General features: G+C 41.2%; 21 protein-coding genes. 2 read left to right on the forward strand and 19 right to left on the reverse strand.

The window, feature by feature from the left end; translation table 11 throughout:
• Positions 1-30: 30 nt before the first annotated feature.
• The gene (locus MKZ11_RS20425; RefSeq protein WP_340796189.1) at positions 31-675 is read left to right on the forward strand and encodes a GntR family transcriptional regulator; all 645 of its coding nucleotides are present in this window, start codon (positions 31-33) and stop codon (positions 673-675) included.
• Between the two features lie 91 nt (positions 676-766).
• Here the strand turns inward: MKZ11_RS20425 and MKZ11_RS20430 are convergent, their stop codons facing one another.
• Positions 767-1,741, reverse strand: coding sequence for an NAD(P)H-dependent flavin oxidoreductase (locus MKZ11_RS20430; RefSeq protein WP_340796190.1), 975 nt, complete (start codon positions 1,739-1,741; stop codon positions 767-769).
• Positions 1,742-1,829: 88 nt separating this feature from the next.
• Between MKZ11_RS20430 and MKZ11_RS20435 the strand changes: the two genes are divergently transcribed.
• Positions 1,830-2,357: a gamma carbonic anhydrase family protein gene (locus MKZ11_RS20435; RefSeq protein ID WP_340796191.1), complete on the forward strand. Its 528-nt coding sequence runs from the start codon at positions 1,830-1,832 to the stop codon at positions 2,355-2,357.
• Between the two features lie 917 nt (positions 2,358-3,274).
• Here MKZ11_RS20435 and MKZ11_RS20440 read toward each other — a convergent pair.
• The 18 genes from MKZ11_RS20440 to MKZ11_RS20525 all read right to left on the reverse strand — a co-directional run bounded on the left by MKZ11_RS20440 (position 3,275) and on the right by MKZ11_RS20525 (position 22,716).
• The gene (locus tag MKZ11_RS20440; RefSeq protein WP_340797069.1) at positions 3,275-3,979 is read right to left on the reverse strand and encodes a class I SAM-dependent methyltransferase; all 705 of its coding nucleotides are present in this window, start codon (positions 3,977-3,979) and stop codon (positions 3,275-3,277) included.
• Between the two features lie 490 nt (positions 3,980-4,469).
• Positions 4,470-4,715, reverse strand: a complete 246-nt coding sequence (locus MKZ11_RS20445; RefSeq protein WP_340796192.1) for an AlkZ-related protein — start codon at positions 4,713-4,715, stop codon at positions 4,470-4,472.
• Positions 4,716-4,965: 250 nt separating this feature from the next.
• Positions 4,966-5,991 carry a serine hydrolase domain-containing protein gene (locus tag MKZ11_RS20450; protein WP_340796193.1) on the reverse strand — a complete coding sequence of 342 codons (1,026 nt, stop codon included), beginning with the start codon at positions 5,989-5,991 and terminating at the stop codon, positions 4,966-4,968.
• 49 nt (positions 5,992-6,040) lie between these two features.
• Positions 6,041-6,442, reverse strand: a complete 402-nt coding sequence (locus MKZ11_RS20455; protein WP_340797070.1) for an NUDIX hydrolase — start codon at positions 6,440-6,442, stop codon at positions 6,041-6,043.
• Positions 6,443-6,769: 327 nt separating this feature from the next.
• Positions 6,770-7,660, reverse strand: coding sequence for a phenylacetic acid degradation operon negative regulatory protein PaaX (paaX, locus tag MKZ11_RS20460; protein ID WP_340796194.1), 891 nt, complete (start codon positions 7,658-7,660; stop codon positions 6,770-6,772).
• Positions 7,661-7,857: 197 nt separating this feature from the next.
• Positions 7,858-9,063 carry a thiolase family protein gene (locus MKZ11_RS20465; protein ID WP_340796195.1) on the reverse strand — a complete coding sequence of 402 codons (1,206 nt, stop codon included), beginning with the start codon at positions 9,061-9,063 and terminating at the stop codon, positions 7,858-7,860.
• On the reverse strand, positions 9,060-9,932 hold the full coding sequence (locus MKZ11_RS20470) for a 3-hydroxyacyl-CoA dehydrogenase (protein WP_340796196.1): 873 nt from the start codon (positions 9,930-9,932) through the stop codon (positions 9,060-9,062). Before MKZ11_RS20470 ends, MKZ11_RS20465 begins: the two co-directional genes overlap by 4 nt.
• A gap of 117 nt (positions 9,933-10,049) precedes the next feature.
• Positions 10,050-11,567: an aldehyde dehydrogenase family protein gene (locus MKZ11_RS20475; protein WP_340796197.1), complete on the reverse strand. Its 1,518-nt coding sequence runs from the start codon at positions 11,565-11,567 to the stop codon at positions 10,050-10,052.
• 13 nt (positions 11,568-11,580) lie between these two features.
• Entirely contained in the window at positions 11,581-12,354 is a 774-nt protein-coding gene (locus MKZ11_RS20480; protein WP_340796198.1) for an enoyl-CoA hydratase-related protein, read from the reverse strand.
• Positions 12,355-12,366: 12 nt separating this feature from the next.
• Positions 12,367-13,143, reverse strand: coding sequence for an enoyl-CoA hydratase/isomerase family protein (locus tag MKZ11_RS20485; RefSeq protein ID WP_340796199.1), 777 nt, complete (start codon positions 13,141-13,143; stop codon positions 12,367-12,369).
• The gene (locus tag MKZ11_RS20490; protein WP_340796200.1) at positions 13,143-13,445 is read right to left on the reverse strand and encodes an EthD family reductase; all 303 of its coding nucleotides are present in this window, start codon (positions 13,443-13,445) and stop codon (positions 13,143-13,145) included. The genes MKZ11_RS20485 and MKZ11_RS20490 overlap by 1 nt, the downstream gene beginning before the upstream one ends.
• Positions 13,446-13,462: 17 nt before the next feature.
• Entirely contained in the window at positions 13,463-13,963 is a 501-nt protein-coding gene (paaD, locus tag MKZ11_RS20495) for a 1,2-phenylacetyl-CoA epoxidase subunit PaaD (protein ID WP_340796201.1), read from the reverse strand.
• 26 nt (positions 13,964-13,989) lie between these two features.
• Positions 13,990-14,802: a 1,2-phenylacetyl-CoA epoxidase subunit PaaC gene (paaC, locus tag MKZ11_RS20500; protein ID WP_340796202.1), complete on the reverse strand. Its 813-nt coding sequence runs from the start codon at positions 14,800-14,802 to the stop codon at positions 13,990-13,992.
• Entirely contained in the window at positions 14,799-15,146 is a 348-nt protein-coding gene (paaB, locus tag MKZ11_RS20505) for a 1,2-phenylacetyl-CoA epoxidase subunit PaaB (RefSeq protein ID WP_340796203.1), read from the reverse strand. The genes paaC and paaB overlap by 4 nt, the downstream gene beginning before the upstream one ends.
• An 18-nt stretch (positions 15,147-15,164) precedes the next feature.
• Positions 15,165-16,115 (reverse strand): 1,2-phenylacetyl-CoA epoxidase subunit PaaA, encoded by a 951-nt coding sequence (gene paaA, locus MKZ11_RS20510; RefSeq protein ID WP_340796204.1) that lies wholly within the window; start codon positions 16,113-16,115, stop codon positions 15,165-15,167.
• 125 nt (positions 16,116-16,240) lie between these two features.
• Complete coding sequence (locus MKZ11_RS20515; protein WP_340796205.1) at positions 16,241-16,480, reverse strand: ferredoxin; 240 nt, start codon at positions 16,478-16,480, stop codon at positions 16,241-16,243.
• Between the two features lie 108 nt (positions 16,481-16,588).
• Positions 16,589-17,893 carry a phenylacetate--CoA ligase family protein gene (locus tag MKZ11_RS20520; RefSeq protein ID WP_445327060.1) on the reverse strand — a complete coding sequence of 435 codons (1,305 nt, stop codon included), beginning with the start codon at positions 17,891-17,893 and terminating at the stop codon, positions 16,589-16,591.
• A 371-nt stretch (positions 17,894-18,264) separates the two neighbouring features.
• Positions 18,265-22,716, reverse strand: coding sequence for a S8 family serine peptidase (locus MKZ11_RS20525; RefSeq protein ID WP_340796207.1), 4,452 nt, complete (start codon positions 22,714-22,716; stop codon positions 18,265-18,267).
• Positions 22,717-22,756 lie beyond the last annotated feature (40 nt).

Raw genomic sequence — 22,756 nt, forward strand, 5'->3', positions numbered from 1 at the left:
ATATATTAATTAATATATAATTCGGTTACTATGGAAAATAAAATGAATAAACGACAATATGCTTATAAAGTGATTCGCACAAGAATCGTAGATGGTACTTATGCCCCTGGCCAACGAATTATTATCGATCAAATCGCGAAGGAGGTCGGCTCTAGTCATATCCCTGTAAGAGAAGCTATCCACCAATTAGAGTCCGATCAACTAATTGAGTTTAAACCAAATATCGGAGCAATTGTTCGTGGTATTGATAACGAACTTTACACGGAGACCCTTCATGTTTTGGCTTTATTAGAAGGGCATGCAACGGCGCTTAGCGCACCGCTGATTACATCAAAAGGAATTGAAACACTAGCTAGCATTAATAACGAGATGAAGGAAATGTTGGAAAACTATGAGTTAGATAAATTAGGTGTGTTGAACAGAGAATTTCACTTTCATATCTACTCTTTTTGCCCCAATAATTTATTAATAAAAAATATACAAGAAACGTGGAGTCGATTAGATATTGTTAGACAAGCAGGTTTCACCTTCTACCCCAAACGGACACCACAATCGATCGAAGAGCATTACACTCTTATCAGACTTTTGAAAGAGCATGCAGACAGCTCTGAAATAGAAGATTATGCGCGTAAGCATAAGCTGCTGACACTTGAAGCATTCAAAAAACGAACGTGATGACTTAAGAAATGAACGTAACGCCGCCTTGGAACGGGTCGGCGTTTTTTCGTTGCTTACCGTTAACTAATTGCTGAAAGGAGCCCCTCATTCAATTGACCAATTTGTTTAGTACTTTTTTGAACTCTTCTATGGATTTATTCATTTGATTTTCTGCTTCATTCATCATGCTATCAAGTAAATCTTTCACAGTCGGGATGGTTTCAATCAATCCTGCAATTTGACCGCTATTGATAAATCCATTTTCCATATCGCCATGGATTGCACCTTTGACATGTTGTTTTTCCGACGTCAGTTCAGTGTATTGTTCCAGTGTCATCCCGGATTTTTCCAACTCATTAAGTTTAACTGCATAAGGCGTCTTTAGTATCCGCCTCAGCCGATCTACACTGCGTCCAATAAGTATTGTTTCCGTATCACTTGCTCGCACAAGATTCTGCTTGTATATGTCATGAAAGGGCGCTTCCTTTGTTGCAATTAAACGAGTTCCAATTTGCACACCACTTGCGCCTAACATAAGCGCAGCTGCCAATCCATTGCCATCACCGATGCCTCCTGCCGCAATTACCGGTAGTTTAACGTTTTTCACTATTTGCGGTATCAATGTGAATGTCGTCAGTTCCAGGCTAGAGTTGATGCCAGCCGCTTCAAATCCTTCTGCCACGAGAAGATCTGCTCCTGCAGCTTCCGCTTTAAGGGCATGTTTCACCGAGGCTACAAGCGCAATGACTTTCACCCCTTGTTCATGTAATGCAGGAATATATGGTGCTGGATTTCCTGCTGATAGTGAAACAACTGAAATCGCATGTTTGATGACAAGATTAATCAGCTCTTTTACATATGGTGTAACACTGATTGGAATATTAATTGCGAAATTCTTCTTCGTCAGATTTTTCGTTTCAACTATTAATTTCTCTACTTCAGCGGGAGTCATTGTACCGCATCCTATCGTACCAAGCCCCCCTGCCTCTGAAACAGTCGCTGTTAGCTGGGCATTACTAATATTCCCCATTCCGCCTTGTATAATTGGATAATCAATTTCAAGTAGCTCACAAACGTATATCATTTTTCGTCCACCCCTATGTAATTATGTTATACTAAATAGAGTTAAAAAACAATTAAGAATTAAATAATAACTAGGGGGGTTGAAAGTATTGTTAATCACATTCAAAGAGAAAAGCCCTGTACTCGATCCGACGGTCTTCGTTGCTCCAGGTGCTAAAATTATCGGAGAAGTTCAGATTGGGTCAGAATCTACTATTTGGTTTAATACCGTCCTGCGAGGAGATGAAGGGCCTATTACAATAGGCAATAGGTGCAGCATCCAAGACAATTCAACCATCCACTTATATGAAGACGCTCCAGTCGTTATAGAAGATGAAGTTACCGTTGGGCATAACGTTATCCTGCATGGCTGCAAAGTCAGAAAGCGATCGATTATTGGAATGGGTTCTACAATTCTTGACCACGCAGAAATTGGTGAAGAATGTATTATTGGCGCCAACACGTTAATCCCACCAGGCAAGAAAATTCCTCCTCGTTCACTGGTTGTTGGTTCACCGGGGAAAGTAGTGAGAGAATTAAACGACAAAGACTTTGAAATCATTCAATTGTCGATTGATTCATATGTTCAAAAAGGATATGACTATCGGGAGATTTTCAAGAATGGAGAAAATGAGTAACTAATGACTCGTGCTTCTTGACACTAATCGTTCATGTTCAGTCGTCCAACTAATTAAATAGAGCTGCAAATCACTATGATTTGCAGCTCTATCTTTGTGTTACCGAGACAATATGTTGATATTAAAAGACGTCTGTGGATTAACCACTTTCTTACATAAAGCACATGTATATAGGGTGTCTAGTGTTTTAACACAAAAGTAAGTAGTCATTTACTGGTTAATCAACGCATGTATGCCGAGAGTATATGTGATTACTAGTTGATACTATATAAATTGAAATAAAAGAACTCCATCGAACCGCTACGGCGCTAGGGGATGCCTTCACTCAGTTTATACATTGGATTCAATAGTTCAACATATAGAGAATTAGAGTCAAGAAAGACACACTCCAGATTGCAGATTTCATCACAAATAACGAAATGCTCTCTCTCGCATAGACCATCTAGCGAAGACGCGACTTCGTGGTAGCCGGAGCGATAAGACTAAGGAGGGATGCAGTTCAATCCCTCCCAAATGCTCTCCTTTCCGGCTTATTGCGGGAGGCATCCACAAAACGTCGAAGCGGGATTGGCAGGATTTCTAATTCATTCTTCATGTATTGGGACATTCGTTGATCACATTCAATCGATTTATGGCACTCCAGGTTGTTGGTCTCATTCCTAATAACGAAATGTACTTTCTCACATAGACCATCCAGCGAAGACGCGACTTCGTGGTAGCCGGAGCGATAAGACTGAAAGTGAACTTCTTTCTGGCTTATCGCGGGAGGCATCCACAAAGCGTCGAAGCGGTATTAGGAGAAATTACAATCCACTCCAAGTATTAGGGATTTTTCAGTGCCTCCAAAAAGCCCTTGTAAAGCGCATATGCCGTAATCATTTGTTCAACTCATATAAAGCCTCTTTATTTTCTGCCTATTACTTTTTTCTAAATAAAGCTGCCCATAAAGCGGAAACACCGAATACTTCCTCGTCTTTTTTTGCAACTTTCATTCTACGCATTTCTATTTCCTCAAATCCATTAAAGAGCGTCCTCAGCTTTTCTTCTGTAAAACCTAGTCCACCATCCAAGCTGCGTAATCGGTAAACTTCCCAATCCGATATATCAGATCCACCCAAGTCCCCATCTTGCACGAAGCATGTAATAGCGAAGTATCCGCCTGGCTTTAACGCTTTTTGTATTAACTCTATGTAATTCATTCTTCGGTGCGGGGCAATGTGATGAAAACAGCCAGAATCATAGACAATATCATAAGTCTCTTCTTCTAGATGAACATCAAAAATATTATCTTGAATAAAGTTTACGGTTACCTCGCTTTCTCTCGCTCGCTCTGTTGCCCATTGAATCGATTCTTCTGATAGATCAATTGCATCAACTGTGCACCCTTTCTCTGCAAAGTATATGGCGTTTCTTCCTGGACCACAACCAAGTTCGAGCACATTTCCGGCATTTATTATGTCTTTTTCAAAATAGCTTACCAGATTTTCGTCAGGTTTATTGACGAAAAAAGGAATTCCTTTTTCACGATTCGAATAAAACTCATTCCAAAAACCTGTAGGCTCACGTAGTAAGGAATCCAACATCTCTAATACATCCTCATGACTGGTGATTGTTTCTTTCAAAATAACCCCTTCTTTCTTCATTTACTGTATGTCGAAATAAGTAAAGCCTTCAAATACGCTTCGGCACTATGGGGATGCCCGGTAAGCCACCTGCACTCTGTTTACACACCGTATTCACTTTCAACTCATATGAGTATAAATTAATTGTACTAATAATTCCGAAGTTTATTATATCGGTGAGGTTACATCTAAATTAAATAGGATCATAGTCAGTTGTCTTATTTAGCAGAATTTCACACTCAAACATGCATGACAGGTTGTTAGTGACTTTATATTCGTTCCAAGATAGTAGGGGTCCACTTCTTATTAACTTCTTTTTTAAGTGATTTTACTACCATTTAATGAGGTGGCATTTTTCATTTTCCGTAATTCACATTACAAATGTTTCAATATCATTACGAAAGATAATTGAAGATTTATTCCATTAAAAGCTTTATAACCATAATAGGAAGGACAGATAGCATTCCCAGCCCATGTCCTTCCTTTTATTTCAGAATAATTTTTCGAGTTTTTTTACAGTTTCATCATTACTACACACAATTAAAAAATAGGCCTTAAGATATTTCTTAGCGCCCTCTTTAGCCATAGTAATAATGTCTATTTTATTCCTAGTTCTACAAGAATCATAAGTCTCAAAAGCTGTACTGCTCCACCCATTCCTTTCTCCGTCTGCATTCTTTTTTTCTTGTATGCCTGAAATTACGATGTCCATTGTTCTTGGTAACTCTACTAACACTTTTTCAAATAGATTCTATTTATCCTTTTCCTTCAGGTTTGCTTTTGTCCTTAATGCCATTGTGTCTATTCCCTCCTCTTAGCTAATAATTTTATACAAATTAAATGCTTCTTTTGAAACGTTGCCATTAAAATAGCGCCCTTCAACTGAGGCTTCATCACCCAAAACGTTTTTCAGACAGAAGAATTTCGTAGTACAACAGCTTTATATTCCACGAGGCAATATCAATTACTTCAATAGTGCGAAATATTTAAAACGTATCCCTATAATTTTTCATTACCGTATCGCCAAAAGCTCTAATATCTGCTAAATAATCAAATCCTTTAGGTGAACCAAAGCTATTCATCATTCTTACTGCTACAATGTCATGTTGTGGAATTACTAATAAGCCCACGCCAGTATATCCTAGTATTTGGTACGAACCATAAGGGACCAACTTGCCAATTTCGCTTCGTTTAGCAGAGGAGCCTTTGGCAAACCACAAAAAACCGTTTTGAGGATTGTCAGTATCCTTAAAAGGCGGACTTTGAACAGAAGTCGCTAATTGTATAATTTCCTTAGGTATAATCTGTTTTTTATTGATCATACCTTTTTTCAAATGAAAATAACCCCATAGTGCCAATTCTCGAGCTGACACATACATGTTCATCTTGTCCCCTTCAGTACTTTTGTATATGAACCAATTAGGGTCATTAGGTTCTCGAATTACTTCAACCAGCTTTTCATTCATTTCCCCATACCAACCAGTTTGATTAAATTTCATAGGCTGAAATACCAGTTCAGAAACAATCTCAGCTATTGTTTTACCTGTTGAATTTTTTACAATTTGCGTTAACATGTCAATACCAATTCCACGGTATGCCCAACTTTGGCCTGGAATAAATTCTCGAATAATTTCATCTCTACCTATTTTCAAACCATGTGTATGTGTGAGTAAGTGTCGAATAGTAGTTCCGTTTAAAAAGTTTGCATCAAGTGAAGGAAGGTATTTTGTTATTGGGTCATCAATTGATGCTATAAAACCGTTATGGACAGCATAGGCAACAGCAAATCCGATATAGCTTTTTCTAACGGAAGCAACATGAAACTGTGAATCTTCTTGAATTCGTCTTGCATTAATAGCTTTAGAATGTTTTCCCCAGTAATCCTCTGCAACTAGTTGATCCTTATGTATAATTACCACTGCCCCTCCCGAACCGTTAACCATTTCGAATGTTTTCTTTACATGAGCTACAACCGGATTGAACTTACCATATAATTGCTGACCACTAAACAAGATTTAACACAACTCCCTCGACAAAATAGAATACCTTTATTTCAAAACTTCATAATTTCCCGAAGATAGACTGAATCTTTTCAGTTACTTCTCTCGGTCTTACATCTAATGAGGAAAGATTTTTAATCTCCATCCAAAGTGGTTGGTAGGTACCTCTATCTAGATTTAAATCGGTAAACTCTTCCCCGCTTCCAGTACCAAATGTTCCACCAACAATATCAGCAAGATAAAAATATTGTGTGCCAATAAAATCAACTGAACAAACATGTTCTTTAATCTTTATTTTAACGCCTAGTTCTTCGAATGTTTCTCTTTCTGTAGCCTCTTCAGGTGTTTCTCCTTCTTCAATTCCACCGCCTGGAAAAACGTAGTAAACACAATTTTCTTTAACTCTCTTAATTAAAGCAACTTTATTTTTTTCTATAAGGACTGAAGAACCTCTATTTCTCATTAGATACACATCCTGTGGTTTAATTTTTTCACATAGTAAATATATCAATTTAAGCCTAAAAATATTTATTACTCCTTTTTTCTGCCCCACTATGTTGAAGATAGAAACTCATATGTCTTCAAATTATACACTAATCATTTCACTTGAAATTCGAAAAACTTTAAATTTATTCTTGTAAATTCATGTCGATACAGGCTTATTGCTAGCGGAGATAGGAGATTTCACAAAAAATAAAAACACCGCAAAATGCGATGCTAAATGGATGCCGGTAAGGACATTATTAGTTTTAGGTAACGTCCTTTTTTTATCCCCAAAAACCCGTTACTTTTAATTTGTTAGTTGGTCTATAATGAGCGGATGATCATCTGCATCGTACGATTTGTCTTTCCTGCGCATGTCATTATCTTCTTGAAATACATCTTCGAAAAAACGGCTTGCTGATTGGGCTAGCAGTTTATAATATTGTTCAAATAACAGAGTGGCATGATTGCCATTCCAGATTTCCGGTAGCAGTTCTTTTGGAAGTCCCGGATCTGTAAAGAGAAATTTCCGGTATTCATGCACCAGGTTGGTCCGTTCCACGAAACACTCTGCATCTGTCATTTCACCAGCATTTATTATGCTTTGATGGACAATGTATTTTTTGCTATATGTCGCTATGAATGCTTGATATTTCTCTTCAATTTCTTCAAGTGGCCAGCTTTTTTCAACGAGCAACTTGTCCGCTTGCGGACCTTTGTATTCGGACACGAAGAAATCCACGTAAGCTTGAATATCATACTTTTCGATTAGAAGATTCACTTCTTTTTCAAGATTATTTGGCGATATCCAGCATCCATTTGAAAAGCTGCCGAACCCACTCCATAGTAACTCTTTTCGAAGCTCATCGCGAATCTGCCTTTTTTCTTCCGGAATCGTATACATTAGCATACGCCATTTCCCATCCCAGTCAGTTGGATTCAACTTAAAAATACGGATTGCTGCCTCTTCAATCCGTGCTTCGCCACGTTCCGTCAAGAAATAATAGCTTTTATTCCCTTGCTTTTCGGATTGAATCCATCCTTGTTTCATCATTCTTGAAACAGCAACCCGAACCGATTGTTCATTATGACCAAATTCTTTTAATAACCGAATCAAGCTGCCAATCCAAATTTTGTTTCCATAATGGCGAATGTAATCACCATATATTGTAAAAATCATTGATTGTGTATTTGCCATGATACTCACTCTTTCTTTTATCGTCTCTTATCAATGTATCATGATTCGACAATTCTTTCATTATTTCGTTATATGAATGGTCAGTAAGTTATTTCCCCAACTCCTTTTTATATAAAAAACTGCCCAACTCTTGCCAAGGCTCATCCTAACTTTTTCAAGAAGAGGACTGGCCCGTGAAGGACAGCATTGTTCACCTACTACTCCGACACATTCTCAATAATTGCCGCGATACCCTGGCCTACCCCGATACACATCGTTGCCAGTCCGTATTTAACTTCCTGTTTTTTCATTTCAAATAGAAGTGTCGTTAAAATTCGGGCACCACTCGCTCCTAAAGGATGCCCAAAAGCGATTGCTCCGCCATTGACATTTACTTTTTTATCGTCTAATTCTAACTGACGTATACACGCAAGTGATTGTGAAGCAAAGGCTTCATTCAATTCAACAAGTCCAATATCATTTTTGGTCAGTCCCGCCCGTTCCAGTGCTTTTCTTGAAGCGTAAATTGGGCCAAGACCCATTACAGCGGGTTCAAGTCCTGCAGTTGCCCCAGAAACATACCTCGCAAGTGGCTTGAGGTTTAGTTCTTTTGCCTTCTCAGCACTCATAAGAAGCAAAGCAGATGCACCGTCATTGACACCCGAAGCGTTGCCTGCTGTAACGGTGCCACCTTCAAATATCGGTTTAAGTTTACCAAGCTTTTCTAGCGTTGTATCTGGCCGCGGATGTTCATCCCGACCCACAGTTATTTCGTTCCCTTTTCGGTCTTTATAGACAACCGGGACTACTTCTTCAGCGAAACGATTTTCTTCCATTGCTTTTTTTGCGCGTTGCTGGCTTTCATAAGCAAATGAATCCTGATTTTCCCGCGTTATGGTATACTTTTGCGCGACATTTTCAGCCGTCTGTGGCATTGTGTCCGCGCCATACATTTCTTTCAACTTATTATTCGTGAAGCGCCAACCGATTGTTGTATCTTGCAGTTCCATATTCCCACGGGGATTTGCTTTATCAGGCTTTGCCATGACGAGGGGAGCACGCGTCATGCTTTCTGTTCCACCGGCAATGTAAATATCGCCGTCACCAACTGCGATTGCCCTGGCGGCGTAAATAACAGCATCAAGCCCTGAACCACAAAGACGGTTAATCGTCGTGCCTGCCACTTCGACTGGAAGACCCGCCAACAAGCCTGACATTCGAGCTACATTCCGGTTATCCTCCCCTGCCTGATTGGCGTTTCCGAGAACAACTTCTTCAATCTGCTTCGCAGGAAGATTAGGATTCCGTTCGATAAGCGCTCTAATAACAACTGCTCCTAGATCATCCGGACGTACATCTTTTAATGCGCCATTATATCTTCCGATAGGTGTACGGACAGCATCTACGATAACTACTTCTCTCATTTTGTAACCAACTCTTCTCCAAGGGCGTAGTCGTATACGCCTTTGCCGGTTTTTCGACCAAGGCGACCCGCTTTGACGTACTGCTCCAAAAGAGGCGCCGGGCGGTATTTTTCTCCTAATTTTTGATGCAAATAGTTCAAGTTATTCAAACGCGTATCAAGCCCGACCAAATCTACGAGTTCAAATGGGCCCATGGGATAATTTAAACCTAGTTTAATCGCTTTATCAATTTCTTCCGGTGTTCCAAGCCCTTCTTGGAGCATATAAAATGCTTCGTTGCCGACAAGCGCACTAATCCTGCTTGTGATGAAACCTGGAAATTCATTAATGACAACTGTTTCTTTGCCCATCTTCACGGCTACTTCTCTAATTAATTCCACCGTCTCATCACTCGTCTCCAACCCGCGGACAATTTCTACAAGTGGCATTTTATGTACTGGATTGAAAAAGTGCATAGCAATTGTTTTTTCTGGACGTTTACCGAAAGAAGCAATTTCAGTAGGACTCATCGTAGATGTATTCGTTGCAAAATAACATTCCTTTGAAGCGAGTTCTTCAATTTCTTCAAACACTTGTTTTTTAATCGATGCGATTTCAGGCACCGCTTCAATAATTAAATCCGCGTTTCCAGCTACTTTTGCAAGCTCATTTTCATAGCTCAGATTTTGGCGAGCCTTTGCAGCTTTATCCGCGGATATTTTTCCATACTTAAGTCCTTTTTCAAAAATAACGTCAATTTCATTCTTTGCATTTTGAAGTGCTGTTTCATTAATATCAACGATTGTAACTGAATACCCACCAAGTGCTGCTACATAGGCAATCCCTCTGCCCATCACGCCAGAACCAACAACAACTACACGGTTAATCATAAGTAATCCTCCTTTTTATGGTGAAAGAATACGGACAGGAGATCATACATCCCTGTCCGTTGTTTTTAAAGATAGGTATAATTTTTCAACCCGGGGCTGGACGGCGCTTTGCGCTTTTCATAGACCAAATGGGTTTACTGGACGGCTGCCAAAGTACGACATGATGCTTTTCGTTTCAGTGTAAAGATCAAGCGATCCGATTGATAGCTCACGGCCAAATCCGGATTGTTTGTAGCCACCGAATGGTGTTCCTGGGAATGCAGAGAATGGCGTGTTAATCATAACGATTCCGGCTTGAATTTGATTGGCAACACGTGTTGTCGTTGCAGTATTTGTTGACCAAATTGATGAAGCTAGACCGAAATCCGAGTCATTCGCTAATGCAATTGCCTCTTTTTCGTTTTTAAACTTCGATACGATGACAACTGGTCCAAAGATTTCTTCCCGAACAACCTTCATGTCTTGTGTCACATTTCCAATTATTGTTGGTGCATACCAAAATCCGTTTTCAAAGCCTTCTGGTTTCAATTCCTTACCACCTGTAAGTATTTCAGCACCATCATCGATTGCGGACTGAACATATCTTTTCACTGTGTCCAACTGACCTTGATCGATAACTGCGCCCATATGTGTTGCTTTGTCAAATGGATCTCCAATGGCGAGTTTTTCAGTTTTAGCAATGAATTTCTCAACAAACTCGTCGTACACATTTTCATGAATATAAATTCGTGTACGCGCATCACAAGATTGTCCTGTGTTATTGAAAGCACCGTAGAGTGAACCATCAACGGCTGCATCAATATCTGCATCTTCAAAAACAAGGCTTGGAGACTTCCCGCCAAGTTCTAGCGTTACGCGTTTTACTGTTCCTGCCGCCTTTGCCATAATGTCTTTTCCAATTGGTGTAGACCCTGTGAATGCAATTTTATTCACTAGCTCATGTTCTACCAAGTAGTTACCAATTTCAGAACCTGATCCTGGCAAAATGTTAACAACGCCTGCCGGAACGCCTGCTTCGAAACAAATTTCTCCTAGAATAATAGCTGTAAGTGGCGTTAGTGACGCAGGCTTAATAACCACCGAGCAACCTGCTGCAATAGCCGGAGCAATCTTCCAGGCAGCCATCATAAGTGGATAGTTCCACGGAATAATTTGTGCACATACACCAAGTGGTTCTTTTTCTGTGTAGTTATGGAATTGACCAGGTACATTGTTTACTGATCCACCGTGTGCAACGATAGCGCCCGCATAAAATTCAAAGTCTTCAATGGCTTGTGAAATCTGCCCTTTAGCCGCTGCAAGTGATTTACCTGTATTCAAAATTTCAAGTTCTACAAGCTCCTTAAAGCGTGAACCCATAATTGCTGCAATTTTGTTTAGTACACGTGCACGACGTCCAGCAGGTGTTATTTTCCACTTTCCATTATCAAATGAATCTCTGGCAGCTTGGACAGCTTTTTCAGCGTCTTCTTTCGTCGCTTTTGCGACTTCTGCAAGTAGTTCACCAGTCGCAGGATTGTAAATCTTTGTGCGCTCGCCACTGCTACTTTCTACTTGTTCACCGTTAATGAACAGCTTGTAAAAGTCACGTTTCATTGATTCTTGTTCTATTGTTCCTTCTTGAATTGTCGTCATTGGTTTATTCCTCCTATTGTCCTGTATAAACAGGTTTGCGTTTTTTCATAAATGCAGTAACACCTTCGCGATGATCTTTTGTTAAACCGGCTATCCGCTGCCCTTGTGCTTCTTGCTCAAGATAATCTTCAAACGATAGTTCACTAACTGTTTTCAACGAGCGTTTTATCAAGCCTATTGCTTTTGTTGGTAGCGCGGCAAGATGTTCTACGAATGCGGATACATCTTCTTCCCATTTTTCTGAAGAAATCAGTCGATTTGCAAGCCCCAATTTCACGGCCTCAGCTGCGGGTACTTTTTCTCCTAAAATGGCTAGTTCCGCTGCTTTCGAATGCCCTACGAGTTGTGTTAAATAATAGAGATTACCTGAATCCGGAATGAGACCAACATGGATAAAAGCATTCATAAAACTCGCACGCTCTGAAAGAAGTCTGAAGTCACAAGCAAGCGCAAGACTGAACCCTGCTCCTGCAGCTACCCCATTTACTGCTGCAACAATCGGTTTTTCACATCGTCTAATTTGCATAATCATCGGTCCGTAATGGTCTCTTAACACTTGGCCATGATCCATCTGATCATCCACTTCTGATAAATCTTGACCGGAACAAAATGCCCGTCCTTCGCCTGTAATGACAACACAACGCACTTGTTCATCGAAAGAGGCATCTTTGATCGCATCTTTTATTTCACGATTCATTTGCGCGGTAAAAGCGTTCAGTTTATCAGGTCTATTTAAGATGAGCCATGCAATTCCACCTTTGACGTCATAGCGAATCGTCTCAAACATTCAGCACACTCCTTACTTTCCTTGATAATCCGGTTTTCTTTTTTCTACAAATGCGTTCATACCTTCTTTTTGATCCTGCGAAGCGAAAAGAAGGTAGAAATTTTTCCGTTCATATTGCATTCCTTCATACAAGGGATAATCCACTGCTTTATTAACTGAATCTTTAATGAGTCGCAGCGATAGCGGTGGCTGTTTGGCAAGTCGCTTTGCAAATTTCAGCGTTTCTTCCATTATTAGTTCAGGTGCTACGATTTTATTGATGACCCCGTGTTTTAGGGCTATTTCCGCGGAAATCCTTTCCCCTGTCCAAAGCCATTCAAGTGCTTTCGTACGACCGGCAAGTTTTGTCAGCCGCTGTGTCCCTCCTGCACCCGGCATAACACCAAGCCCTACTTCTGGGAATGAAAACTCTGTGCCACTAGCGGCGATTAATAGGTCGCAGCAAAGGGCTAGCTCGAACCCTCCGCCAAAAACGAACCCTTTGACTGCACCAATAATTGGTTTTTTAATGAGTGCTAAGCGGTCCCAGTCAGCAAATTGATTCATTAGTTCAAGGCTGATTGGATCATCATTCGTCATTTCATCAATGTCAGCTCCAGCTGAAAATGCGCGTCCTTTTCCAGTCAACACGATGACCCGGACGTTATCATTACGGTCAAATTCTTCCATAGCATCGACTAGCTCACTAATCAGTTTTCGATTCAATGAATTTAACTGGCGCGGACGGTTCAATTCAATCACCGCGATATTCCCTGTTAATGTAGTTTCAATGAATTCAAAGCCATTCATTACGCATCCTCACCAATCATTAAAGTGACAAGATCACCTGCAAACCCCATCAAGTCTTTGCCGGATGCCTTTCCTTCGGGAGAACGTAAACCTTGCTGCAACGCTTCTAAATTGTCATACCTCATCTCACAAGTGAGGTAGTATTTGCCCTCTCCTCCCATTGGAGATCCTGTGATTTTAGTCACTTTCATTTCACGAAGCCCAGGTATTTTCGCTGTAAGAGGTCCATGAACGTTGAAGTAATGATCATCAAATGCCTCTTTGTTTTCAGGATGTTTGTATAATGCGATTAATTTAGCCATTTTTTATTCTCCTCACTTTATAGTAGTGTTGAAACTGGTTTCATTGCTTCAAATACATTTTTACAGCTCTTGCAGTACAAAATACTTCTGCATGCTGTCGGTCCAAAAATATTTTCCATTGTTACATAAGTAGATCCACAATATGCGCAATCTACATGCCATGAGCCGTCCTCTTCAATATGACGAGGGGGAGGAGCTATTCCAAACTTCCTCAAATTCACATGCCCTTCATCTGTAATACGGTCTGACGTCCATGGCGGATGAAAGACGAATTCTACTTCGACGTTCTCAATATCCGGCAATTTTTTCACGGCATTTACCGTATTCATTTTAATAAATTCGAGTGCCGGACAACCTAAAAAAGTCGGAAGCAGAGTGATTTTCACATTTTTCCCTACTGCTGTGACTTCTCCTACCATGCCTAGATCCAAAATGCTCACTGAGTCAATTTCCGGGTCTTTCACATTCATAAGAACTTCATAAATCTGATCAATCGAAACGTCTATAGAAGCAGTCATACCATTCACCTCTTTCCTCGTTCTGCTTACCAGACGGCCATGGGGTCAAGCTTGTAAACTTCGGAAAGTGTGAAGAGTGCATCATCCAAGTCTTTTGTATGCTCGCCGTTTCGTCCATTTTTCGCGGGGTGATCAGGAATCGCAGGCACTTCAATTTGAAGGGCTTTGAACATTGGGCCAATGCTTGCTTTCCATTTTTTCTTCATTTCTTCCTCATTGTCTATTAAATTACTATTGGCAATCGCTTGTTTCTGGTTTCCGAAAGAAAATATATCCCCAAAGTCATTCATGACAAGGGTAATTGCGTTATTCATTTTATTTTTTGCTACATCCGTAGAACTCATTAACTGCTTAAACCAGGTTTCCCAGTGCAACTTGTGATAGTAAAGTTCCATTTTCACTTTAATCGCCACTTCAGCAACTGGTCTGTACGAGCTTTCGCACAACGACTCAATTTTCACCTTTTTCGCCTGTATATAAAAATAACTTCTTACGACTTGATAGGCCCAGTCATAATTAGGTGTTTCCATATAATAGCCTTCACCGTTCACCCGTTCTGTCAAAACGCTGTTCTTTCTTTCATTTGCCGGGCGTAAATGAGCCAAGTCATCCGCTTTTCCAGCTCCAAGGTCTTCAAGTAATTGATAATACATCGCCGCATGCCCCATACTGTCTTGGCTAATCGACGAGGAAGCGACGTCTTCTTCAATGTGGGGAGCGAGCCCAAGCCATTCAGATCCGCGATATGCATATAATAAATCATCATCCGCTAATTGGAACAGTAAACTAATGAGTGCTTCTTTATATTCCGCACTCATGCCATTATCTGTTGTGCTCATTTTCGCTCTCCTCCCCATGACAATATCTCTTTTTCATCAAGTACTTGCTGCTCGTATTGACGCCATTTTTTCTTTAAGTACCCATAGCCTTTTGTCGTCCGGTACTCTTTATTGTCAAGCCTGGTGAGCGTCATCTTCTCTTCTGTATTCATTTTTCTGAGATTTTTTCGATTTACAATCCAAATGTCCGCAACTGGCTCACGTCGCATGAAGTTTTCCTGTGCTAAGACGAGTGCCATATCTTCATTTGGAGCCAGTAAGCTGAATTGGTGTTGGAATGCCGAGCTCGGTGTTCGCTTGCTAAAAACTTCATATTCTTGATAAAATGTTTTTTCTTCGGTCATTTTCTCTGACTCCTTTCGTTAATTAACGACTGCACTTAATGCATCACGCACCCATTCATTATTTTCATAAGATGTACGACGCAAGTTCAGACGTTCCTGAGAACGAGGTCCTTCATTTCTAATAATTTTTTTGAATTCATTCCAGTCCGGCTGTTTGTATGACCACATTTTGCTCGCAGCATCGTATTGTATGGAGGGATCCGGAATTATCAACCCAAGTGATAAAATACGCGGAATATACTTATCGAAAAAGATTTGCCGGAACTCTTCATTTGTTTTCGTCCGGATTTTATACTTAATGGTCAGATCTTGTTTAGAAGAACCTGTAGTTTCTTTACTCACTGGTCCAAAAAACATTAACAAAGGCTCCCACCAATAGTTGAGAGATTCCTGAATCATTGCTTTCTGTTCATCTGTACCTTCTGCAAGTGCCATAATGATGGATTCTCCGTGTTGCGCATGAAACACTTCTTCAGCGCAAATACGCTGTAATGCTCTCCCGTAAGGTCCATAAGAAGATCCCAACATATTTGTTTGTGTAATTATCGCAGCCCCATCAACGAGCCAGCCAATTATCCCCGCATCTGCCCAAGAGGTCGTTTTCATATGAAATACATTGTGAAATTTTAAATCTCCATTGAATAAGTCCTGCATTAAATCCCCACGATTTTTGCCGTATGGCTTAAGCAAATCTTCCGTTACTCGGAGAAGAAGCTGGCCATGACCCATTTCGTCTTGTACCTTTGCCATAATGCCTAACTTTCGAGTGAGGGATGGCGCTTTCGGTACCCATTCCTTCTCGGGAAGAGCTCCCATTATTTCGCTCATCCCATGCATTGAAATTAATTTTATCAAGGTCAGTCTATATTCTTCAGGCATCCAATCATCCGCTTCAATCTTGTCGCCTGCTTCAATCCGTTGCATAAAGTGAGTTAATTGTTCTTCTTCCTTGTTGTGCAAACCGATCATTATCATAGTCCCCCCTAATTCAAGGTATGTTTTTCTGCTACCTTATATAACGATTTAATTGCGTCTATATATAATTACGTTACATTCATCAACATAGAAATCCGATAAATCCACAGGCATTTTCCCTAGACCATTTCTTTACTTAATTCTCTGTCGCTCATTTTAATAGAATCTGTCGGACACCCATCAAACGCATCTTCTAAATCTTCATGAAGATTTTCAGGGATCTCTGCTGTCCCTTCATTTCCATCGAGGATGACATAAGCGAAGCCCTCATCATCATAATCAAAGATATCCGGTGCACTGGCTCCACAAGCTCCGCAAGCAATACATGTCTCCTGATTGACAATTGTAAACTTAGGCATGGGCCTACTCCTTTATTCATCAATTTTCCGTACTTTTACGTTGCTGATTGCCGTCTGTGTTTCATAATAGACACACGCGATCTGCTTCACTTTTCCCTCATACTAGACTTATACGCCGACAACATTTTTGTTTCTGAAATCTATAATCCGAATTGCTTTTCCTTCTGATCTCGGTATGGTTTTTGGAATATTTAAAATGACCTCCATCGACACTAAGCATGTCGATTTTATCAGACTTTGGATTTCTTTCTTTAGCTGAATCACTCTTCCATCAGTCAAATCTCCAGCAATCGTTTCATAGAGGGCATCATCTATTTCAACATGTAATTCCACGTTGTCCAGTGAATCAGCCCTGACTAAATGGATTTGATAGTGAGGTACAAGGCTTTCCACCTTTAGAAGCACCCGTTCAATTTCTGAAGGAAAAACGTTTACTCCACGAATAATCATCATGTCATCTGTACGGCCTTTCACTCTCGACATTCTTATAGTGGTTCTGCCGCATTTGCATATTTCGCGTGTGATTGAAGAGATATCGCCCGTACGATATCTGATGATTGGAAGCGCTCTCTTTGTTAAACTAGTAAAAACCAGTTCCCCTTCTTCTCCTTCGGCAACCTGTTCTAGCGTTTCAGGATTAATAACCTCAACATAGAAATGATCTTCCTGCACATGTAAGCCATTTTGCGCTTCATGACATTCTACTGAGACACCAGGTCCCATGATTTCGCTCAATCCGTAAATATCCACCGCTTTCAAATTGAACGTTTCCTCTATCTTTTTCCGCAACTCTTCCGACCAAGGTTCTGCTCCGAAAATCCCGTACTCCATTGACGATTGTCTGGGATTGATGCCTGCTTCTTTCATTTTTTCCGCTATAGTCAACATGTATGAAGGCGTCCCTCCTATGCCTCTCGGTTTGAGGTCTTCAATCATCGTGATCTGCCTTTTCGTGTTTCCTCCTGACATTGGCACAACTGCCATCCCAAGGGCTTCTGCGCCATAATGGAGTCCGATTCCCCCTGTAAATAAACCGTAACCGTAAGAATTATGGAAAGTATCCGACCTTTTACCACCTGCCGCCACAATGGATCGCGCAACGACTTCAGCCCACACGTTTATATCATCTGACGTATAACCGACAATTGTCGGCTTCCCACTTGTTCCAGAAGACCCGTGTATTCGGACAATCTCCTCTTGTGGCACAGCAAATAAACCGAATGGGTAATGATCTCGAAAGTCCTGTTTATTCGTAAATGGTAGTTTCGCAATATCATCCAAACTTCGAATATCTTCCGGAACAATTCCCAACTCTTCAAATTTTTCACGATAAAAATCAACATGCTTATAAACGGCCCCCACCGTATTGCGCAAACGGTCAAGTTGAAGACTTTCCATTTCATCACGTTTCATCGTTTCGATTTGTGGATTATACAAACACCATTCCCCCAATTCTTACTTTGAATTTGCTCCGGCTATACCAGGTGATGGACCTATGCTCCGTTTTACACCGTATTCAATTTATCCATTTTGAATTAATCAATCAGATTTTTATATAACGTTTAACAAACGACATCTACCTAATTAGTAATATACATATAGATTAATAGCAAAATACACAGAAGTCAACAGATATATCTGAAAGTTTAAAAATCTTATGTTTCGTTCAAAAGTTTTCGAGTTACAATCAGAATCTAAAATAATCACAGAAGTCCAACACACTAAAAGAACATCGGCAAAATTCTGCCGATGTCCATTTTTAAAACGATAATCCTTAACTCTTACTATTCTTGATCGATGCTTTCGCTGTCCGGAATAATCTGGACATCTTCCACTTTTTCTGTATTCTCCATGTTTATAAACAACTTGCCTTCCGCCACTTTACGTACCTCGTTATTGAAGTTGTCAATAACTTTAGCTTCAATACGCGCTCCGTCAGCAGTTACGCCAAACGGAACTGTCCAGTAACCTACATAGTGACCTGGTGATGTCTCACTAAATGGAAGTTCGGTGGCATTTGTCACTTCGTTACCTACATTTGTCAGTGGCATGTGGATTACAAAACTAGCTTTTAGTCCTGGAGCACTGTCAAATTCTATTTTCACACTTTTTCCTGTTGTTAAGTAGACATCATTAGTTGGTGTTAAATTTTCGATTGACGGTGCGTTATATTGAGCTGTTACTTTAACTGTCATCGAAGTTTGGTTATTCGCTTTATCACTTGCGACAACCATAATTTCGTTTTCACCATTATCAAGTAAAATACGTTTAGAATATTTTCCATTTATGACTTCTGCATTTTGACCGTTTACTTTTACCCAATCAAGATTAGCATCAGAAACCGTCCCTTCAACCATAACCGTTTCACGATTCGTTTTATCACCGTTTTTCGGGTTATCGATTGTCAGTTCAGGGTTATTAGTATCTAATGTTACTGTAACTGGAGTAGATTCTCCTGTCACTTTGCCATTAAGCGTGGAAACTGCCTTGAACTCATTTACTCCTTCTGCAAGCCCCGTTTCGATTGTGAATTTGCCGTCTTCCCCAACCACTGCCGAACCTGCATCTTCTCCGTTGTTTTTCAGCTGGATTGTTGTCGTCGGAGATGCTGTTCCTTCGATTGTAATGCTTGATTCATTCGTAGTGAAGTCTTCTGCAGGCGAAGTAATAATAGGTGCATGGACTTCATAGCTGACACGTGCACGGATCATGTAATTCCCTTCCGCCGCAGGTGCTGCTGACCAGGCGCCCGATACATACTGATAACTACGTCCCGCGTTCGTTCCAGTTTCATCTGTCGCGAGTCCAGGTGAATTTGGACTTGGATCTTTCTGAATGTAAACCATGTAAAAATCACCGCTAACAACGATGTTGTGCTCAGTTAAATCTACAACTGTCCACTCCCCGTTACGCAGAGCCTGTGCATCGATTGGTCCCGCAAGTTTCTTGCCAGGAGTCCCGTCAGCACCCGTTGCATCCCATACTTCCACCGCAAAATTCGTCCCTCCTGGAACTGGCCATTCCGTATCCCAGAAGCGAAGTACGCCGTCTGTGACAATTCCGGATTCTTTACCTTCTGGAAGAGACATTTTCACTCCCCAGCCATTGCCTGCATCATAGAATGCACGCGCATTTTCGCCTGTGCCGTCGTCATAACCGATTTCGCCGCCTGGATATGTGTAAAATGGTTCTAAAGCGAAATCTTTTTCAGTCGCGCCGTCGCCAATTGTGATAGCCGCTTCTTGACTATGGTAGCCCCGTGCAATCACCTTCAACGTGTAGTCTCCTTCATAAGCGGTAATGGAATAGTTCCCATTTCCATCTGTTTCGACAGGTGTAATGTTTGCATCTTCGATCAGCAGCAATGTTGCTCCACCGATTGCTTCACCTGTTGATTGATCAGTAATTGTACCGCTTACCGTGGATTGTGTAATCTCGTTTAACGTGAAATTCACTTTTGTTGAACTGTCTGCTTCAATTGTTACGGATTGTTCTTCAGACTGGAATCCGTATGCTTCTGCTTTCGCTGTAAATGTTCCTGCTCCATGCGTCAGTGAATATTTTCCATCAGCAGGGTTCGAATAGACCGAACGCCCGGTTTCAAGCACACTGACTTGTGCACTTAAAGGAAGCAGTGTAGGGTTTGCCTTTTCATCTTGGACCGGCGGTTGTTCTTTCTTAGGAACTACCGGGTGAATTTTTGTCGGGTCGATAGGTTCTTTGAACGCATCTTTTTCTTTTTCTTTAATAATGCCGAGGTCTTTGCCAGTTTCGTTTTTGATAGCGCCAAGGCTTTTACCGCTATCTTTTTCATTGTTTCCGTTAACATCTTGTGTAGTTCCCTTTTGCATTTTGCCTGTTTTTGAAGTAGTTGTCAGTGCAACATCATCGATATACCAGCCATCTTTCACAACGCTAGAATCGGAAAATGCATTAAAACCGATGTAGACACGTTGACCGCTATATTCCGACAAGTTAACTTCTCCGTCAATCCAACCATCCGATTGACCTTGAATCATGAGTAGTTGGGTCCATTCCACCTGATCTGTGGAAATAAACACGTGACCATAATCCCATGCTCTGCCGGATGTAGATTGCTCGAAGTTATGCCATTGTTTAAATTGCAAGTAGGAATCCCCTTCTGGCAAGTCAACTGGAGGCATGACAAGTGTTGCATTCATATTAGTTTCATATGTGCCTGCAAGATTTGTCGCATATACTTTTTCACCTGAAGAGGCGTTATTTGGACCTGACGTCGGCACACCCCACTCCCAGCTGTTCTTCTCTCCAAATGAAGTCCAACCAATCGGTGTTGTTTCAAAGTCTTCTGAAAAACCGATTGTGATGCCCGGCTTCACTTGGACCGTATATTCATCACTTGTCACTTCATTATTCCCAAAATCATTGATTGTCCATTTGTAAGTGAATGTATTGCCTGCGATGCTTTCGCCCGCAATCGTTGCTACAAATTCACCTGACTGGTAATTACCCGACTTACGGCTAGCTTCCACCGCTTGCCACTTGTTAGCTGCGTCCTTAAAGTTCAATGTGACGGATGCGATACTAATATTATCTGTCGCTTGAACCGTCAAATCTAAATCCATTCCCGCATATGTTTCTGCAGGAGCATCATGCTTGTATGTTGGTGCTTCTTGATCGTCTCCTTGTTTTGAAACTTGACCTTCAATTTTCCCAAGGCCACTAGCGATTGATGAAACGGCTTCGTAAGCATCGACAAGTCCATATCCATAGCCGTGGTTCGGAGACTGTGGATATTCTGCGTCAGTCAATGGTGTTGCCGTATCAAGTAAAATCTGTTCCATTTCATCGACTGTTAAGTTGGCGTTTACTTGGCGAAGTAGCGCTGCCACGCCCGATACAGCCGGTCCTGCCATTGACGTTCCATTCCAGCCGCCTTCATAACCGCTACCTGGAACGGATGAACGAATATTCACACCCGGTGCAGAAATGTCGGGTTTAGTTTCGGCATATGGAGAAGGACCGCGTAGAGAAAAGCTCCCTACTTTGTTATTGATGTCCGTTGCGCCCGTTGCAAAAGATTCAGGATAATTCGACGGTGCTGCAACCGATCCAGGTCCGCCTGGATTGGATAGCGTCGTGTTTCCTGCAGAAAACTCCGGGAAGATTTCTGCTGCTCGCCAGTTTTTGACGACATCCCGATACCATTCATCAAGTCCTGGTCCGCCGCCCCATGAATTATTCACGACATCTGGCGCTAGATCAACGCGTACATTTCCGTTGGCGTCTGTCGGTGCCAAAATCCATTGAGCTGCAGCCAATAAATCTCTATCCGACCCACCAGCTGCAGTGAATGCTTTAACAGCAATCCACTTAGCACCGGGAGCAACACCGATTTGGTTAGATCCATTTGGTTCGCTACCGACCATTGTGCCAGTGACATGTGTTCCATGACCGACATCATCATATGGTGTAGCTTGTCCTACAGTTGCGTCAAACCAGTTGAAGTCATGATCTACTTCACCTGAAGCCGCGTTGTACCCTCGATACTGTTCTTTCAATGCGGGGTGGTTCCATTGGGCACCTGTATCGATGCTTGCAACAACTGTACCGGAACCGTCAATACCCATGTCCCACACTTGCGGTGCATTGACACGTTCAACATTCCATTCCACATTTGCAATTTTAGATTCAGGAGTCACTGCGTTTTCAGTTTTTGTTGCAAAAAGTTCGCGCGTTTCGTTGGGTAGCACTTTTTCGACCTCTGCGAATGTCGCTACCTTTTGCGCGACTTCTTTCGTGGCCGTAACAGCCATACCGTTTACGATAAAGTAAGAGGTGATGTCTTTAGCGTTTCCTGCTTTAACTTGCTGTTCAAGATACTGTTTAACATTTTGTTGTGTTTCGATAGATGTCGTTTTCAGCTCGGATACGACAGCCGATCGTTGCATAAGTTCCGCTTTTTGTGCTGACAAGTTTGCATTAATTGCATGTTGTTTAGCTTCGCTCGCTACTTTTTCCGTATCTGTTTTTTCTTTGAATTTTATCAAAAAAGTGACGGTGTCAGATTTTCCGAAGCTTTCCAGCAAGCGATCACTTACTTTGTCCTTTGAAATTACATTAGCGCTATTTAAAGATTGGTGCAGTTTGTTATTCGGCTCCGCGTGCGCAATTCCAGGTGTGATTAAAGAAAGCACCATAAGTAACGTCGCAACAATGCTGAACATTCTAATTCGACTACGCTTCTTCAACTTCATTCCTCCCTCCGATTTTTACAGCGATTGGATTGCATTTCGT

Origin of the sequence: Sporosarcina sp. FSL K6-1508, from assembly GCF_038007465.1 — a bacterium.
GTDB lineage: Bacteria > Bacillota > Bacilli > Bacillales_A > Planococcaceae > Sporosarcina > Sporosarcina psychrophila_B.

Bases quoted from the DNA above. Each gene is read 5' to 3' on its own strand.
- paaA (WP_340796204.1), bottom strand. From the start codon at position 16,115: ATGATCGGTTTGCACAACAAGGAAGAAGAACAATTAACTCACTTTATG.
- MKZ11_RS20485 (WP_340796199.1), bottom strand. From the start codon at position 13,143: ATGAATGGCTTTGAATTCATTGAAACTACATTAACAGGGAATATCGCG.
- MKZ11_RS20465 (WP_340796195.1), bottom strand. From the start codon at position 9,063: ATGAGAGAAGTAGTTATCGTAGATGCTGTCCGTACACCTATCGGAAGA.
- paaC (WP_340796202.1), bottom strand. From the start codon at position 14,802: ATGAGCACAACAGATAATGGCATGAGTGCGGAATATAAAGAAGCACTC.
- MKZ11_RS20515 (WP_340796205.1), bottom strand. From the start codon at position 16,480: ATGCCTAAGTTTACAATTGTCAATCAGGAGACATGTATTGCTTGCGGA.
- paaD (WP_340796201.1), bottom strand. From the start codon at position 13,963: ATGACTGCTTCTATAGACGTTTCGATTGATCAGATTTATGAAGTTCTT.
- paaX (WP_340796194.1), bottom strand. From the start codon at position 7,660: ATGGCAAATACACAATCAATGATTTTTACAATATATGGTGATTACATT.
- MKZ11_RS20425 (WP_340796189.1), top strand. From the start codon at position 31: ATGGAAAATAAAATGAATAAACGACAATATGCTTATAAAGTGATTCGC.
- MKZ11_RS20490 (WP_340796200.1), bottom strand. From the start codon at position 13,445: ATGGCTAAATTAATCGCATTATACAAACATCCTGAAAACAAAGAGGCA.
- MKZ11_RS20480 (WP_340796198.1), bottom strand. From the start codon at position 12,354: ATGTTTGAGACGATTCGCTATGACGTCAAAGGTGGAATTGCATGGCTC.
- MKZ11_RS20430 (WP_340796190.1), bottom strand. From the start codon at position 1,741: ATGATATACGTTTGTGAGCTACTTGAAATTGATTATCCAATTATACAA.
- MKZ11_RS20525 (WP_340796207.1), bottom strand. From the start codon at position 22,716: ATGAAGTTGAAGAAGCGTAGTCGAATTAGAATGTTCAGCATTGTTGCG.
- paaB (WP_340796203.1), bottom strand. From the start codon at position 15,146: ATGACCGAAGAAAAAACATTTTATCAAGAATATGAAGTTTTTAGCAAG.
- MKZ11_RS20520 (WP_445327060.1), bottom strand. From the start codon at position 17,893: ATGAAACGTGATGAAATGGAAAGTCTTCAACTTGACCGTTTGCGCAAT.
- MKZ11_RS20475 (WP_340796197.1), bottom strand. From the start codon at position 11,567: ATGACGACAATTCAAGAAGGAACAATAGAACAAGAATCAATGAAACGT.
- MKZ11_RS20470 (WP_340796196.1), bottom strand. From the start codon at position 9,932: ATGATTAACCGTGTAGTTGTTGTTGGTTCTGGCGTGATGGGCAGAGGG.
- MKZ11_RS20455 (WP_340797070.1), bottom strand. From the start codon at position 6,442: ATGAGAAATAGAGGTTCTTCAGTCCTTATAGAAAAAAATAAAGTTGCT.